The organism is Micromonospora sp. RP3T (assembly GCF_003027925.1).
Classification (GTDB): domain Bacteria; phylum Actinomycetota; class Actinomycetes; order Mycobacteriales; family Micromonosporaceae; genus Micromonospora.
In genome coordinates this window covers 62,758-76,311 of sequence record NZ_PYPS01000019.1, presented here as the reverse complement: position 1 = coordinate 76,311, position 13,554 = coordinate 62,758, and the positions used below count along the sequence as shown (strand labels likewise).

General features: G+C 72.0%; 13 protein-coding genes and 2 pseudogenes. 11 read left to right on the top strand and 4 right to left on the bottom strand.

Features of this window, described 5'->3' with window-relative positions; all coding sequences use genetic code 11:
- Positions 1-260 precede the first annotated feature (260 nt).
- Positions 261-521: a WhiB family transcriptional regulator gene (locus C8054_RS16925; RefSeq protein WP_013284161.1), complete on the top strand. Its 261-nt coding sequence runs from the start codon at positions 261-263 to the stop codon at positions 519-521.
- A gap of 75 nt (positions 522-596) precedes the next feature.
- Here C8054_RS16925 and C8054_RS16920 read toward each other — a convergent pair whose 3' ends face one another.
- Positions 597-1,046, bottom strand: a complete 450-nt coding sequence (locus C8054_RS16920) for a metallopeptidase family protein (RefSeq protein ID WP_107157758.1) — start codon at positions 1,044-1,046, stop codon at positions 597-599.
- Positions 1,047-1,201: 155 nt separating this feature from the next.
- Between C8054_RS16920 and C8054_RS16915 the strand changes: the two genes are divergently transcribed.
- On the top strand, positions 1,202-1,579 hold the full coding sequence (locus tag C8054_RS16915; RefSeq protein WP_107157757.1) for a DUF3499 domain-containing protein: 378 nt from the start codon (positions 1,202-1,204) through the stop codon (positions 1,577-1,579).
- A 23-nt stretch (positions 1,580-1,602) separates the two neighbouring features.
- Here C8054_RS16915 and C8054_RS16910 read toward each other — a convergent pair whose 3' ends face one another.
- Both C8054_RS16910 and C8054_RS16905 read right to left on the bottom strand, forming a co-directional pair.
- On the bottom strand, positions 1,603-2,979 hold the full coding sequence (locus tag C8054_RS16910; protein WP_107157756.1) for an FAD-binding oxidoreductase: 1,377 nt from the start codon (positions 2,977-2,979) through the stop codon (positions 1,603-1,605).
- A gap of 3 nt (positions 2,980-2,982) precedes the next feature.
- Positions 2,983-4,329, bottom strand: a complete 1,347-nt coding sequence (locus C8054_RS16905; protein WP_107157755.1) for an aspartate aminotransferase family protein — start codon at positions 4,327-4,329, stop codon at positions 2,983-2,985.
- A 473-nt stretch (positions 4,330-4,802) separates the two neighbouring features.
- On the opposite strand from C8054_RS16905, the pseudogene C8054_RS16900 reads away from it, so the two are divergent.
- Both C8054_RS16900 and C8054_RS32805 read left to right on the top strand, forming a co-directional pair.
- Positions 4,803-4,988 (top strand): annotated as a pseudogene (locus C8054_RS16900) (Scr1 family TA system antitoxin-like transcriptional regulator); the annotation flags it as partial.
- 14 nt (positions 4,989-5,002) lie between these two features.
- A pseudogene (locus C8054_RS32805) lies at positions 5,003-5,131 on the top strand (DUF397 domain-containing protein); the annotation flags it as partial.
- Here the strand turns inward: C8054_RS32805 and C8054_RS16890 are convergent.
- Positions 5,110-5,622, bottom strand: a complete 513-nt coding sequence (locus tag C8054_RS16890; RefSeq protein ID WP_107157753.1) for an Lrp/AsnC family transcriptional regulator — start codon at positions 5,620-5,622, stop codon at positions 5,110-5,112. The pseudogene C8054_RS32805 and the gene C8054_RS16890 sit on opposite strands and share 22 nt — an antisense overlap.
- Positions 5,623-5,827: 205 nt before the next feature.
- Between C8054_RS16890 and C8054_RS16885 the strand changes: the two genes are divergently transcribed.
- Genes C8054_RS16885 through speB form a run of 7 tightly spaced genes read left to right on the top strand, consistent with a single transcriptional unit; the run spans position 5,828 to position 13,537 of the window.
- Positions 5,828-7,012, top strand: a complete 1,185-nt coding sequence (locus C8054_RS16885) for a PotD/PotF family extracellular solute-binding protein (RefSeq protein ID WP_107157752.1) — start codon at positions 5,828-5,830, stop codon at positions 7,010-7,012.
- A gap of 5 nt (positions 7,013-7,017) precedes the next feature.
- Positions 7,018-8,172 carry an ABC transporter ATP-binding protein gene (locus C8054_RS16880; RefSeq protein ID WP_107157751.1) on the top strand — a complete coding sequence of 385 codons (1,155 nt, stop codon included), beginning with the start codon at positions 7,018-7,020 and terminating at the stop codon, positions 8,170-8,172.
- Positions 8,169-9,077, top strand: coding sequence for an ABC transporter permease (locus C8054_RS16875; RefSeq protein ID WP_107157750.1), 909 nt, complete (start codon positions 8,169-8,171; stop codon positions 9,075-9,077). Before C8054_RS16880 ends, C8054_RS16875 begins: the two co-directional genes overlap by 4 nt.
- The gene (locus tag C8054_RS16870; RefSeq protein WP_199199800.1) at positions 9,077-9,907 is read left to right on the top strand and encodes an ABC transporter permease; all 831 of its coding nucleotides are present in this window, start codon (positions 9,077-9,079) and stop codon (positions 9,905-9,907) included. Before C8054_RS16875 ends, C8054_RS16870 begins: the two co-directional genes overlap by 1 nt.
- The gene (locus C8054_RS16865; RefSeq protein WP_107157748.1) at positions 9,904-11,325 is read left to right on the top strand and encodes an FAD-binding oxidoreductase; all 1,422 of its coding nucleotides are present in this window, start codon (positions 9,904-9,906) and stop codon (positions 11,323-11,325) included. Before C8054_RS16870 ends, C8054_RS16865 begins: the two co-directional genes overlap by 4 nt.
- Positions 11,325-12,527: a saccharopine dehydrogenase family protein gene (locus tag C8054_RS16860; protein ID WP_107157747.1), complete on the top strand. Its 1,203-nt coding sequence runs from the start codon at positions 11,325-11,327 to the stop codon at positions 12,525-12,527. The genes C8054_RS16865 and C8054_RS16860 overlap by 1 nt, the downstream gene beginning before the upstream one ends.
- A complete protein-coding gene (speB, locus tag C8054_RS16855; protein WP_107157746.1) occupies positions 12,524-13,537 on the top strand; it encodes an agmatinase in 1,014 nt (337 codons plus the stop codon). Before C8054_RS16860 ends, speB begins: the two co-directional genes overlap by 4 nt.
- The last annotated feature ends 17 nt before the right edge of the window (positions 13,538-13,554 follow it).

Sequence of the window (13,554 nt, the reverse complement as noted above, 5' to 3'; positions counted from 1 at the left end):
CGGGGAGGGCGTTACTCGCCCGGGGTCTGAATCGATAGGGCAGGTTGCGAGGCTACGGACGGCCGCAGCGGTCGCGCCGGACGTGTCGGGAGGGCGACTCCATTATCAAGTTTGGCTTGACGGCGCACGCATTACACGCGTGTAATTTGAATGGGGTTGTTCGCGCGGAACGCACCAATTGGGTCCGTACGGACAAGCACGCCTTTCGCGTGGGGGGTTGCAGCGGCGAATGACGCCGGTGCGCGACAAGGAGGCAATCGATGGACGGCCAGCTCGAGGTGGCCGACCTGCTCGGGAACGCGCCGGAGTGGCAGGAGCGGGCGCTCTGCTCGCAGACCGACCCGGAGGCGTTCTTTCCCGAGAAGGGCGGCTCGACCCGCGAGGCGAAGCGCATCTGCTCGCGGTGTGAAGTCAAGACGGAATGTCTGGAGTACGCGCTCGGCCACGACGAGCGGTTCGGGATCTGGGGCGGCCTCTCCGAACGGGAGCGGCGCAAGCTCAAGCGGCGGGTGGCCGCCTGACCCGACATGGACCGGGCGGTGGGGGCCGCCCGGGTCCGTGGGGTCGCGGTGTGCGGGGTGCGACGCGGACGGCGGTCAGGCCAGCTCGTCGGGGTCGACCCCGAGCAGGTTCGCCACCTGCTCGATGATCACGTCGTGCACGAGATCCGCGAGGTCCTCCCGGTCCATCGCGCGGAACTCCAACGGTCGCCGGTAGAGCACGATGCGCGGCGGCACCTCCTGCCGGCCGGGACGACCCGGCAGCAGTCGGGCGAGCGGCACCTCGCCGTCCTCCAGTACGTCGGAGTCGTAGACGTTCAGATCCGGGGGGACGTCCTCGACGGCGAACTCCACCCCGGCCAGCTCCTTGGCGAACCGGCGTTCGAGCGTCTCCACGGTGTCGAGCACCAGGTCGTCGAAGACCTCGGCCTTGGTCCGGGCCAGCGGCACGGTGGCCGGCACCAGCCGCCCGCGCAGCCCGCGACCGTGCCGGTCGCGGTGGGTGCGCCGGCCCGAGCCGGGGCGGCTGTTCTGCGGGCTCGTCATGACGCACAGGGTAGCCCGGTGACAGGGCCGCTCCGCCGTCGCGCGGCACGCCCGGCGCGCCGGTGCGCCGATCGGACGAATTGTGATCACCGTGACGGGCGTGTCGTAACGCGAAGCGGTGCGCCGGACCCGGTAATGGGGATACCCTGCCGCACGTGAGGTCACCACGGCGCTGCTCCCGTAACGGCTGCCCCCGGCAAGCGGTCGCCACATTGACCTATGTCTACAACGAGTCGACAGCGGTGGTGGGGCCGCTCGCGGCGTTCGCCGAACCGCATACGTACGACCTGTGTGAGCAGCACGCCCGCAGCTTGACGGCCCCGCGCGGCTGGGACGTGGTGCGGCACGAGGGCGAGTTCGAGCCGCCGCCGCCCACGACCGACGACCTGGTCGCGCTGGCCGAGGCGGTCCGCGAGGCCGCCCGCCCGGCGCCGCCGCGTCCTCCCGAGGACCCCCACCCCAAGCCGAACTCCCAGCCGCCGCACCAGCAGGGTCGTCGCGGCCACCTCCGGGTGATCCCGCCCAACCACTGACCGTCGGGTCAGTGCCCCAGGAGTCAGTGGCCCAGGAAGCGGTTGAAGAGGGCGGCGCGGCGGGCCGGGCGGTGGGTGCGGGTCTCGGTGGCGTCGGCCGACGACATGATCTTCAAGCCGGCGTTCATGGCCAGCCACCGCAGCGGCTCCGGCTCCCAGCGCGGCGAGCGGTGCCCGACCCAGGGCAACGCGGTCAGGTCGCTCGCCTCGCCCCGGATCAGGTCGGCGAGCGTGCGGCCGGCCAGGTTGCTGGTGCCCACCCCGTCGCCGACGTACCCGCCGGCCCAGGCCAGCCCGGTGCGGCGGTCCAGCCCCACCGAGGCGGCCCAGTCCCGGGCCACACCGAGCGGGCCGCCCCAGGCGTGCGTCACCGGTACGTCCGGGCCGAGCGCCGGGAACAGCTCGCCGAGCGTGCGGCGCAACGCCGCGAACACCCGGGGCTCCCGGTCGAAGTCGGGGCGCACCCGGGAGCCGTAGTGGTAGGGGGCGCCCCGCCCGCCGAACGCCAGCCGCCCGTCGGCGGTGCGCTGGCCGTACACGATGAGGTGCCGGTGGTCGGCGAACGTCTCCCGGTCGGCCAGGCCGATCCGGGCCCAGGTCGCCGCCGGCAGCGGCGCGGTGGCCACCATCAATGAGTAGACCGGCGCGACCACCCGCCGGTGCCCGGGCAGCCCCGGCGTGAAGCCCTCGGTGGCGCGGACCACCACCGGCGCCCGGACCACGCCGGCCGGGGTCACCGCCGCGCCGGGCCGCAGCGCGGTGACCGGGGTGCGTTCGAAGACGCGTACGCCCCGGCGCTCCACCGCCCGGGCCAGGCCCCGGACCAGCTTCGCCGGCTGCACGGTGGCGCAGTGCGGTGTGTACGTGCCGCCGCGTACCCCGTCGGCGGCGCAGCGGGCGGTGGCCTCGGCGGCGTCGAGCAGCACCAGGTCGTCGTCGGTGAGCCCGTGCGCGCGGGCCTGGGCGACCTCGGCGCGGGCCCGGTCGAGCTGCGCCCCGGTGCGGGCCAGCACCACGGTGCCGCCGGCCCGCCAGTCGCAGTCGATGCCCTCGGCGGCGGCCACCCGGCCCACCTCGTGGACGGTGTCGTGCATGGCCCGCTGCATGGCCAGCGCCCGGTCCGGCCCGTGGCGTCGGGCCAGCGCCGGCAGCGAGGTGGGGAACAGCGCCGAGCACCAGCCGCCGTTGCGACCGGACGCGCCGTACCCGGCGATCTCCCGCTCCAGCACGACGACCCGCAGCGTCGGATCGGCAAGCGCCAGGTAGTACGCCGTCCACAGCCCGGTGTACCCGGCGCCCACGATCGCCACGTCGGCGTCCGTGTCGCCGGGCAGGCCGGGCCGGGGGGTCAGCGGCTCGTCCAGGTCGGACAGCCAGTGGGACAACTCCTGGTAGCGCACCGTCTACAGCCGGGACCACGCCTCGGTCAACACCGCGCGCAGGATCTGCTCGATCTCGTCGAACTGCTGCTGCTCGGCGATCAGCGGCGGGGCGAGCTGCACCACCGGGTCGCCCCGGTCGTCGGCCCGGCAGTAGAGCCCGGCCTGGAAGAGCGCGGTGGAGAGGAAGCCGCGCAGCAGCCGCTCGGACTCCGCCTCGTCGAACGTCTCCCGGGTCGTCTTGTCCTTGACCAGCTCGATGCCGTAGAAGTAGCCGTCGCCCCGGACGTCGCCGACGATCGGCAGGTCGGTCAGCTTCTCCAGGGTGGCGCGGAACGCGTCCTCGTTGGCCCGGACGTGCCCGACCAGGTCCTCCCTGGCGAACACCTCCAGGTTGGCCAGCGCCACCGCGCAGGAGACCGGGTGCCCGCCGAACGTCACGCCGTGGGCGAACATGCCGGTCTCGGTGAGGAACGGCTCCATCAGCCGGTCGCTGGCGATCATCGCGCCGAGCGGGGCGTAGCCGGAGGTGATGCCCTTGGCGGTGGTGATGATGTCCGGCTGGTAGCCGTATCGGGTGGCGCCGAAGTACTCGCCGAGCCGGCCCCAGGAGCAGATCACCTCGTCGCTGACCAGCAGCACGTCGTACGCGTCGCAGATCTCGCGGACCCGGGCGAAGTAGCCGGGCGGCGGCGGGAAGCAGCCGCCGGAGTTCTGCACCGGCTCCAGGAAGACCGCGGCGACCGTGTCCGGCCCCTCCCGCTCGATCGCCCGGCCGATCTCGTCGGCGGCCCACCGGCCGAACGCCTCGGCGTCGTCGCCGTGCTCCGGGGCGCGGTAGAAGTTGGTGTTCGGCACCTTGATCCCGCCGGGCACCAGCGGCTCGAAGTCGCTCTTGATGCCGGGCAGCCCGGTGATCGACAGCGCGCCCATCGAGGTGCCGTGATAGGCGATGTAGCGGCTGACCACCTTGTGCTTGTTGGGCTGGCCGGTGCGCTTGAAGTAGGCGCGGGCCAGCTTCCAGGCCGCCTCGACGGCCTCGGAGCCGCCGGTGGTGAAGAAGATCCGGTTCAGGTCGCCGGGGGTCAGCGCGGCGATCTTCTCGGCCAGCTCCACGGCGGTCGGGTGGGCGTACGACCAGAGCGGGAAGTAGGCCAGCTCGCCGGCCTGCTTGGCGGCGGCCTCGGCCAGCTCGGTCCGGCCGTGGCCGGCGTTGACGACGAAGAGCCCGGCGAGCCCGTCGAGGTAGCGGCGGCCCTGTGCGTCCCAGACGTACGCGCCCTCGCCCCGCACGATGGTCGGAACCTCGCCGGCGGAGTAGCTGGCCATCCGGGTGAAGTGCATCCAGAGGTGGTCGGTGGCGTTGGCCATGTCAGCCCCATCGGGTCTCGGGCCGGTCAGGGGTGACACCGGCCGCTCTGCCCACGGTTATCCCACAGTCGATATCGCCAAGGCAAGTGTTATCGGTGGCGCAGGAGGGTGGACGCGACGAATTCGGCGCACTGTGGGCTTCCGCACAACGGAAACCGCACCTCGTGATTCGTTGTCCCGGCGAACCTGGCGCGTCCGGACGGCGAGTGCGCTCACCGGGCTACCAACTTGAGCGCGTAGACGGTTCACCGTCGTGACCCGTCCACGCCATCAAGTTCGTAGGGCCCGGCATCACCACGACGCGCGGAGCGCCGCCCGTCCGGTTCTCGGGCAGCGGTCGAGGACATCCGGGACGTCCGCCAACACGTCCCACCGCAACACGCCGGTGGACCGCAGACGTGCACACGTAGCGTGGCTATCGTGCGGCGCAGCGCATCGAGCGACGCGACGGCGGCACGCTGGCTGACGGCCGACCGCATCCGCACACCCGGATCGCGGTCGCGAAGGTGCTGGGGCGCGACGCGGCCGAGCTGTGGCCGGAGCCGTTCCGCCGCCGCGACCTGTCGTGGTTCCGCCCGTGGGCCGACCTGGAGCAGGACGCCACCTCGTTGCGGTCGTACCAGCCGCTGCTCGTGCCGGGCCTGCTCCAGACCGAGGGGTAAGCCCGCGCGGTGCTGGGCACCTGCCCGGCCGGGTGCTGGTGCGCGACAGCAAGGACCGCACCGGCGGCACGCTCACCTTCACACCGACCGCCTGGCGGGCCTTCGTCGTCGGTCAGGCTCAGGCCGTGCCCCAGGTGTAGGTCTGCTTGCGCAGCTTGAGATAGACGAACGCCTCGGTCGACAGCACGCCGGGCACGCCGCGCAGCTTCTGGAGGATCTCCAGCAGGTGCGCGTCGTTGCGGCACACCACCTCGGCCAGCAGGTCGAACGAGCCGGCGGTGATCACCACGTAGTCGACCTCCTCGAACTCGGCGAGCCGGTCGGCCACCGGCTCCAGGTCGCCGTCGGTGCGCAGCCCGATCATGGCCTGCCGGGGGAAGCCGAGCTGGAGCGGATCGGTCACCGCCACGATCTGCATGACACCGGCGTCGAGCAGGCGCTGCACCCGCTGGCGTACCGCCGCCTCGGAGAGGCCGACCGCCTTGCCGATGCTCGCGTACGGGCGGCGGCCGTCCTCCTGGAGCTGCTCGATGATCTGCTTGGCCACGTCGTCCAACAGGGCGTGGTTGGAACCCTCACGCACAGTGACGCGGCGGCTGCCGTTGCCGTTCTCCAGTTGCCGGTTGGCCATCGCCGCTCCCCATGTCCGATTCGCTGTGCAGAAGCGTAGTGCCCCGGCGCAGTCTGGCGTAATTCGTGGTCCTTAGCTATTCCCACAACGGAATCCCTTGTGAGAGAGGGTTCCTCATGTCAGGATCAGGCCTCCATCGCCACTGACCTCCCGCCGGCGAGCCACCCCCGTCCCGCCGCCGACGATGCCCCCAAGGAGTCGTCACATGCGTAGTCCCCTCCGGACGCTCACCCGGCGTGGCCTGCTCACCGGAACGCTCGGCTCGGCCGCGCTGCTCGCCACCGCGGGCACGCTCGCCGGCTGCGGCACGAAGGGCGCCCAGCAGACCGAGGCCGGCTGCAAGAGCGACGACGTGTCCGCCACCGAGAAGAAGCTGGCGTTCTCGAACTGGCCGCAGTACATGGACACCGACGAGAAGGACGAGTCGAAGCGCCCCACGCTCGACGCGTTCATCGCCAGCACCGGCATCCAGGTGACCTACACCGAGGACGTCAACGACAACAACGAGTTCTTCGGCAAGGTGCAGAACCAGCTCGCCGGCTGTCAGAGCACCGGCCGGGACATCATGGTGCTCACCGACTGGATGGCGGCCCGGATGATCCGGCTCGGCTGGGTCCAGAAGCTGGACAAGTCCAAGATCGGAAACGTCGAGGCGAACCTGCTGCCGTCGCTGCGCGGCCGGTCCTTCGACACCGGCACCGAGATGGCGATCCCGTGGCAGTCCGGTCTGGCCGGCCTCGCCTACAACGCCAAGGTGACCAAGGAGATCCGCACCGTCGACGAGTTGCTCACCCGCCCCGACCTCAAGGGCAAGGTGACCGCGCTGTCCGAGATGCGCGACACCATGGGCCTGCTGATCCAGGCCGGAGGCCACGACCCGGCCAACTTCACTCCGGCCCAGTTCGACGACGCGCTGAACAAGCTCAAGAAGGCCGTGGACAGCAAGCAGATCCGGCGCTTCACCGGCAACGACTACGCGCCCGACCTGGCCAAGGGGGACATCGCCGCGTGCATCGGCTGGTCCGGCGACGTGATCCAGCTCGGCTTCGAGGACTCCAAGATCAAGTTCGTGGTGCCGGAGTCCGGCGTGATGCTCTGGTCGGACAACATGCTGGTGCCGAACAAGGCCACCCACAAGGCCAACGCCGAGGCGCTGATGAACTACTACTACGACCCGGCGGTGGCGGCGAAGCTGGCCGCGTACGTCAACTACATCTGCCCGGTGCAGGGCGCGCAGGCCGAGATGGAGAAGATCGACCCGGACCTGGCGAAGAACCCGCTGATCTTCCCGGACGACGCGATGCTGGCGAAGTCGAAGGTCTTCATGGCCCTCGACGAGCAACGCGAGAAGGAGTACGAGACCAAGTTCCAGCAGGTCATCGGGGCGTGAGGCAGATGGCGCAGGAAACACCGGCCGGCGACCTGAGACTGGCCGACCTGACCAGGCGGTTCGGCGTCTTCACCGCCGTCGACGACCTCAGCCTCACCATCCCGCAGGGCTCGTTCTTCGCCCTGCTCGGCGCGTCCGGCTGCGGCAAGACCACCACCCTGCGGATGATCGCCGGGCTGGAGACGCCGACCGGCGGGCAGGTGCTGCTCGGCGACCGGGACATCACCGGGCTGCGGCCGTACAAGCGGCCGGTCAACACCGTGTTCCAGAGCTACGCGCTCTTCCCGCACCTCGACATCCACGAGAACGTGGCGTTCGGGCTGCGCCGCCGGGGCATCCGCAAGGTGGGCGACCAGGTGGAGCGGATGCTCGCGCTGGTGCAGCTCCAGGGGTACGGCCGACGCCGGCCGGCCCAGCTCTCCGGCGGCCAGCAGCAGCGCGTCGCGCTGGCCCGGGCGCTCATCAACCACCCGCAGGTGCTGCTGCTCGACGAGCCGCTCGGCGCGCTCGACCTGAAACTGCGCCGGCAGATGCAGCTTGAGCTGAAGCGCATCCAGACCGAGGTCGGCATCACGTTCGTGCACGTCACCCACGACCAGGAGGAGGCCATGACCATGGCCGACACGGTCGCGGTGATGAACGCCGGCCGGATCGAGCAGCTCGGCGCACCGGCCGACATCTACGAGTACCCGGCCACCGCGTTCGTGGCGAACTTCCTCGGCCAGTCCAACCTGCTCGCCGCCGAGGCCGGCGGCCACGCCGGGGACGACGTGCTGGTCACCGCGCACGGCGCGCGCTTCTCGGTGCCCGCCGGCCGGGCCCGGCTCGTCGACGGGCCGGCCTTCCTCGGCGTACGCCCGGAGAAGCTGCACCTGGTCGACGGCCCCGACGAGGTGCCCGCCGGCCACCAGCACGTCGGCGGCGTGGTCACCGACGCCTCCTACGTCGGGGTGAGCACCCAGTACCTGGTGCGCACCGCGTGGGGCAGCGAGCTGTCCGTGTTCGCGGCGAACAGCGGGCTGGGCGGGCGGCTCGCCACCGGCACGCCGGTGACCGCGCACTGGGACCCCCGGCACGCGTTCCTGCTGCCCCGGGCCGGCGGCGCGGACGACCAGACCACGCCGTTGCTCGACGAGCCGCCGGTCGGGGCGTTGCCGTGACCGCGCTGGCCCACGTCCCCACCTCCGCCGGGTCACCCGCGCCGCCGCCGGCGCGGCGCGGACGGAACCGGCTGCTGCCGTACCTGTTGTTGCTGCCCGGCGCGGCCTGGCTGCTGGTCTTCTTCGCGTTGCCGCTGCTGCAACTCGCCGCCGCCAGCCTCTACGACCCGGCCGGCTCGCTCTCCACCGGGTACGCGATGACCTGGGCGGTCGGCAACTACCCGGACGCGTTGCAGGCGTACTGGCCGCAGTTCCTGCGATCGTTCCTGTACTCGGCGATCGCGCTGGTGCTGGCGCTGCTGATGGGCTACCCGCTGGCGTACGCGATCGCGCAGAAGGCCGGCCGCTGGAAGAACCTGCTGCTGGTGGCCGTGGTCGCGCCGATGTTCACCAGCTTCCTGGTGCGCACGCTGGCCTGGAAGACCATCCTGTCGGACAACGGCGCGGTGGTCGGGCTGCTGCGCGACGTGCACCTGCTCGGGCCGGACGGCCGGCTGCTGGCCACCCCGATCGCGGTGGTGCTCGGCCTGACGTACAACTTCCTGCCGTTCCTGGTGCTGCCGCTGTACGCGAGCCTGGAGCGGCTCGATCCCCGGCTGCTGGAGGCGGCGAGCGACCTGTACGCGAGCCCGCTGCGCGCGTTCGCCCGGGTCACGCTGCCGCTGTCGATGCCCGGCCTGATCGCCGGCACGCTGCTGTTCTTCATCCCGGCCACCGGCGACTACATCAACGCGGAACTGCTCGGCACGCCGAACGAGTACATGATCGGCAACGTCATCGACTCGGCGTTCCTGGTCCGGCTCGACTATCCGCAGGGCGCGGCGCTGTCGTTCCTGCTGATGGCCGCGATCCTGGTGATCGTCTTCGCCTACCTGCGCCGGGCCGGCACGGAGGAGGTGCTCTGATGAGACTCAGGCGCTGGCTGGCCGACCGGTGGGTGATGGGCGTGGCAGTGCTCGTGCTCGGCTACCTCACGCTGCCGATCCTGGTGGTCGCCGGGCTCTCGTTCAACCGCCCGTCCAGCCGGGTCTCCTACGACTTCAACGAGTTCACGCTGGACAACTGGGCCCGCCCCTGCGCCACCGCCGACATGTGCGACGCGGTGGTGCGCAGCATGGAGATCGGTCTGATCGCCACCGTGGTCTCCACAGTGCTCGGCACGCTGATGGCGTTCGCGCTGGTCCGGCACGGCTTCCGCGGCCGGTCCGGGATCAACGGCCTGATCTTCCTGCCGATGGCCACGCCGGAACTGGTGATGGGCACCTCGCTGCTCGCGCTCTTCGTCGCCGCCGGGGTGCCGCAGGGCTTCTGGACCATCGTCATCGCGCACGTGATGTTCTGCGTCTCGTTCGTGGTGGTCACCGTGAAGGCCCGGCTCGCCGGCATGGACCGGCGGCTGGAGGAGGCCGCCATGGACCTGTACGCCAGCGAGTGGCAGACGTTCCGCCGGATCACGCTGCCGCTGGTGCTGCCCGGCATCGTCGCCGCCGCGCTGCTGGCGTTCTCCCTCAGCTTCGACGACTTCATCATCACCAACTTCAACGCCGGCACCACCGTCACGTTCCCGATGTACGTCTGGGGCGCCGCCCAGCGGGGCATCCCGCCGCAGGTAAACGTCATCGGCACGGCCATGTTCGGGATAGCGCTGCTGCTGGTCGGGGCCAGCTCGCTGCGCGGCCGGCGGGCCCGCAAGGCGGCGCTCGCGGTGATCGCCACGCCGGCGGGCCGGCCATGACGCTCCCGCATACCGGCCGGGCGCTGGCCGACGCCGCGCCCGTGCCGTACTGGCTGGACCGCCCGACACGCCCCGACCCGCTGCCGCCGCTCACCGGCCCGGCCACCGCCGACCTGCTGGTGATCGGCGGCGGATACGCCGGGTTGTGGACCGCGCTGCTGGCCAAGGAGGCCGACCCGGACCGCGACGTGCTGCTGGTCGACGCCGGCACCTGCGGCTGGGCGGCGTCCGGGCGCAACGGCGGGTTCTGCGCCGCGTCGCTCACGCACGGGCTGGCCAACGGCGTCGAGCGGTTCCCCGACGAGATCGGCGAGCTGGAACGGCTCGGCCGGGAGAACCTGGACGCGATCGGCGCGACGATCGAGCGGCACGGCATCGACTGCGACTTCGAACGCACCGGCGAACTGGCGGTGGCCGTCGCGCCGTACCAGCTCGACGGGCTCGCCGCCGACGCCGAGCTGGGCCGCCGCCACGGTCGCGACGCGCGGCTGCTCGACCGCGACGAGGTACGCGCCGAGGTGGCCTCGCCGACGTACCTCGGTGGGCTCTGGGACACCGACCGGACGGCGCTGCTCGACCCGGCGAAGCTCGCCTGGGGGCTGCGCCGGGCCGCGCTCGACCTGGGCGTCCGGATCCACGAGCACACCCGCGTCACCGGGCTGGCCGCCGACGGCCCGGCGCTGCGCGCCACCACCGCCGGCGGCGCGGACGCCGCGCCCGGCACCGTGCGCGCGGCCCGGGTGGCGCTGGCCACCAACGCGTTCCCGCCGCTGCTGCGCCGGCTGCGCGCCTGGACCGTGCCGGTCTACGACTACGCGCTGATGACCGAGCCGCTGACCGCCGCCCAGCGGGACGCGATCGGCTGGCGCAACCGGCAGGGGCTGGCGGACACCGGCAACCAGTTCCACTACTACCGGCTCACCGCCGACAACCGGATCCTGTTCGGCGGCTACGACGCGGTCTACCACTACGGCAACCGGGTGGCCCCCGCGCTGGAACGACGCGAGGCCACGTTCCGCACGCTGGCCGCGCACTTCTTCAGCACGTTCCCGCAACTGGACGGGCTGCGGTTCAGCCACCGTTGGGGCGGCGTCATCGACACCTGCACCCGGTTCTGCGCGTTCTTCGGCACCGCCCACCAGGGGCGGCTGGCGTACGCGGCCGGGTACACCGGGCTCGGCGTCGGCGCGACCCGGTTCGGCGCGCGGGTCACGCTCGACCTGCTCGCCGGCGCGGACACCCCGCTCACCCGACTCGACCTGGTCCGCCGCAAGCCGCTGCCGTTCCCGCCGGAGCCGATCCGGGCCGCCGGCATCAACCTCACCCGATGGTCGCTCGCCCACGCCGACGCGCGGGACGGGCGGCGCAACCTCTGGCTCCGTACTCTCGACCGCTTTGGACTGGGGTTCGACTCCTGATGCGTATCCTCCTCGTCGGCGCCGGTGGCGTCGGCTCCGCCGCCGTATCCATCGCCGCCCGACGTGCCTTCTTCGAGACCATGGTGGTCGCCGACCACGACCCGGCGCGCGCCGCCCGAGCGGTCACCGGCCACGGCGACCGGTTCGTGGCCGCCACCGTCGACGCCTCCGACGCCGACGCGGTCGCCGCGCTCTGCCGGGAACACCGGATCACCCACGTGTTCAACGCGGTCGACCCGCGCTTCGTCCTGCCGATCTTCGACGGGGCGTTCGCGGCCGGCGTCGACTACCTCGACATGGCCATGTCGCTGTCCCGGCCGCACCCCGACCGCCCCTACGCGGAGACCGGCGTCAAGCTCGGCGACGAGCAGTTCGCCGCCGCCGACCGCTGGGCCGCCGCCGGCCGGCTGGCGCTCTGCGGCATCGGCGTCGAACCGGGCCTGTCCGACGTGTTCGCCCGCTACGCCGCCGACGAGCTGTTCACCGAGATCGACGAGATCGGGGTACGCGACGGCGCGAACCTCACCGTCGCCGGCTACGACTTCGCGCCGTCGTTCTCCATCTGGACCACCATCGAGGAGTGCCTCAACCCGCCGGTGGTCTGGGAGGCCGACCGCGGCTGGTTCACCACCGAACCGTTCAGCGAGCCGGAGGTGTTCGACTTCCCGGCCGGCATCGGCCCGGTCGAGTGCGTCAACGTGGAGCACGAGGAGGTGCTGCTCATCCCGCGCTGGGTGAAGGCGAGGCGGGTCACCTTCAAGTACGGCCTCGGCGCGGAGTTCATCGAGGTGCTGCGCACGCTGCACAAGCTCGGCCTGGACTCGACCGCCCCGGTGCGGGTGCGCGGCGTCGACGTGTCGCCGCGCGACGTGGTGGCCGCCGCCCTGCCCGACCCGGCCACGCTCGGCGACCGGATGAGCGGCAAGACCTGCGCCGGCACGTACGTCACCGGCACCGGGCCGGACGGCCGGCCCCGCCGGGTCTACCTCTACCACGTGGTCGACAACGAGTGGTCGATGACCGAGTACGGGCACCAGGCGGTGGTCTGGCAGACCGCGGTCAACCCGGTCGTCGCGTTGGAGCTGCTGGCCACCGGCGCCTGGTCCGGCACGGGCGTGCTCGGCCCCGAGGCGTTGCCGCCGACGCCCTTCCTCGACCTGCTCACCGACTACGGTTCCCCCTGGGGGATGGAGGAACGATGACCCGCTACGGCCCGATGTACGGCCCCGACGTCACGTTCCTCGGCGTGCCGCCGTGCACGGTCGAGGAACCGGTCACCTACGCCGACGCCGACGTGGTGGTCATCGGCGCGCCGTTCGACGGCGGCACCTCGCACCGGCCGGGCACCCGGTTCGGGCCGTCCGCCATCCGGCAGGCGTGCTACCTGCCGCACGACGGCTCCCGCCCGTCGCTGGCGCTGCGCGTGGACGCGCTCAAGGACCTGTGCGTCTACGACGCCGGGGACGTGGAGATGTTCGGCGGCGACATCGAACGCTCGCTGGCCGCGCTGGAGACCGCCGTGCACGCGGTCGCCGCCGCCGGGGCGATCCCGGTGGTGCTCGGCGGCGACCACTCCATCGCGTTGCCGGACGCGACCGGCGTGGCCCGGCACCACGGGCTCGGCCGGGTCTCGCTCGTGCACTTCGACGCGCACGCCGACACCGGTGACGTCGAGTTCGGCTCGCTGCACGGGCACGGCCAGCCGATGCGCCGGCTCATCGAGTCCGGCGCGGTACGCGGCGACCGGTTCCTCCAGATCGGCCTGCGCGGCTACTGGCCCGGCCCGGACACGTTGGCCTGGATGGCGGAGCAGCGGATGCGCTCGTACGAGATGACCGAGATCGTGGCGCGCGGCCTGGACACCTGCCTCACCGAGGCGTTCGGCATCGCCACCGACGAGTGCGAGGGCGTGTTCCTCTCCGTCGACGTGGACGTGGTCGACCCCGGCATGGCCCCCGGCACCGGGACCCCCGAGCCAGGCGGGTTCACCTCCCGCGAGCTGCTCGACGCGGTCCGCCGGGTCTGCTACGAACTGCCGGTGGTCGGCCTGGACGTGGTTGAGGTCGCCCCGCCGTACGACCACGCCGACATCACCGCCTACCTGGGCAACCGCGTCGTCCTGGAGGCCCTGTCCGCGATCGCCCGCCGCCGCCGCGACGCCGAGACGGGCACGACCTGGAACCCCACCCAACCCCTCCTCGACTCCCGCTGAACGTGGCCCATCCGGTT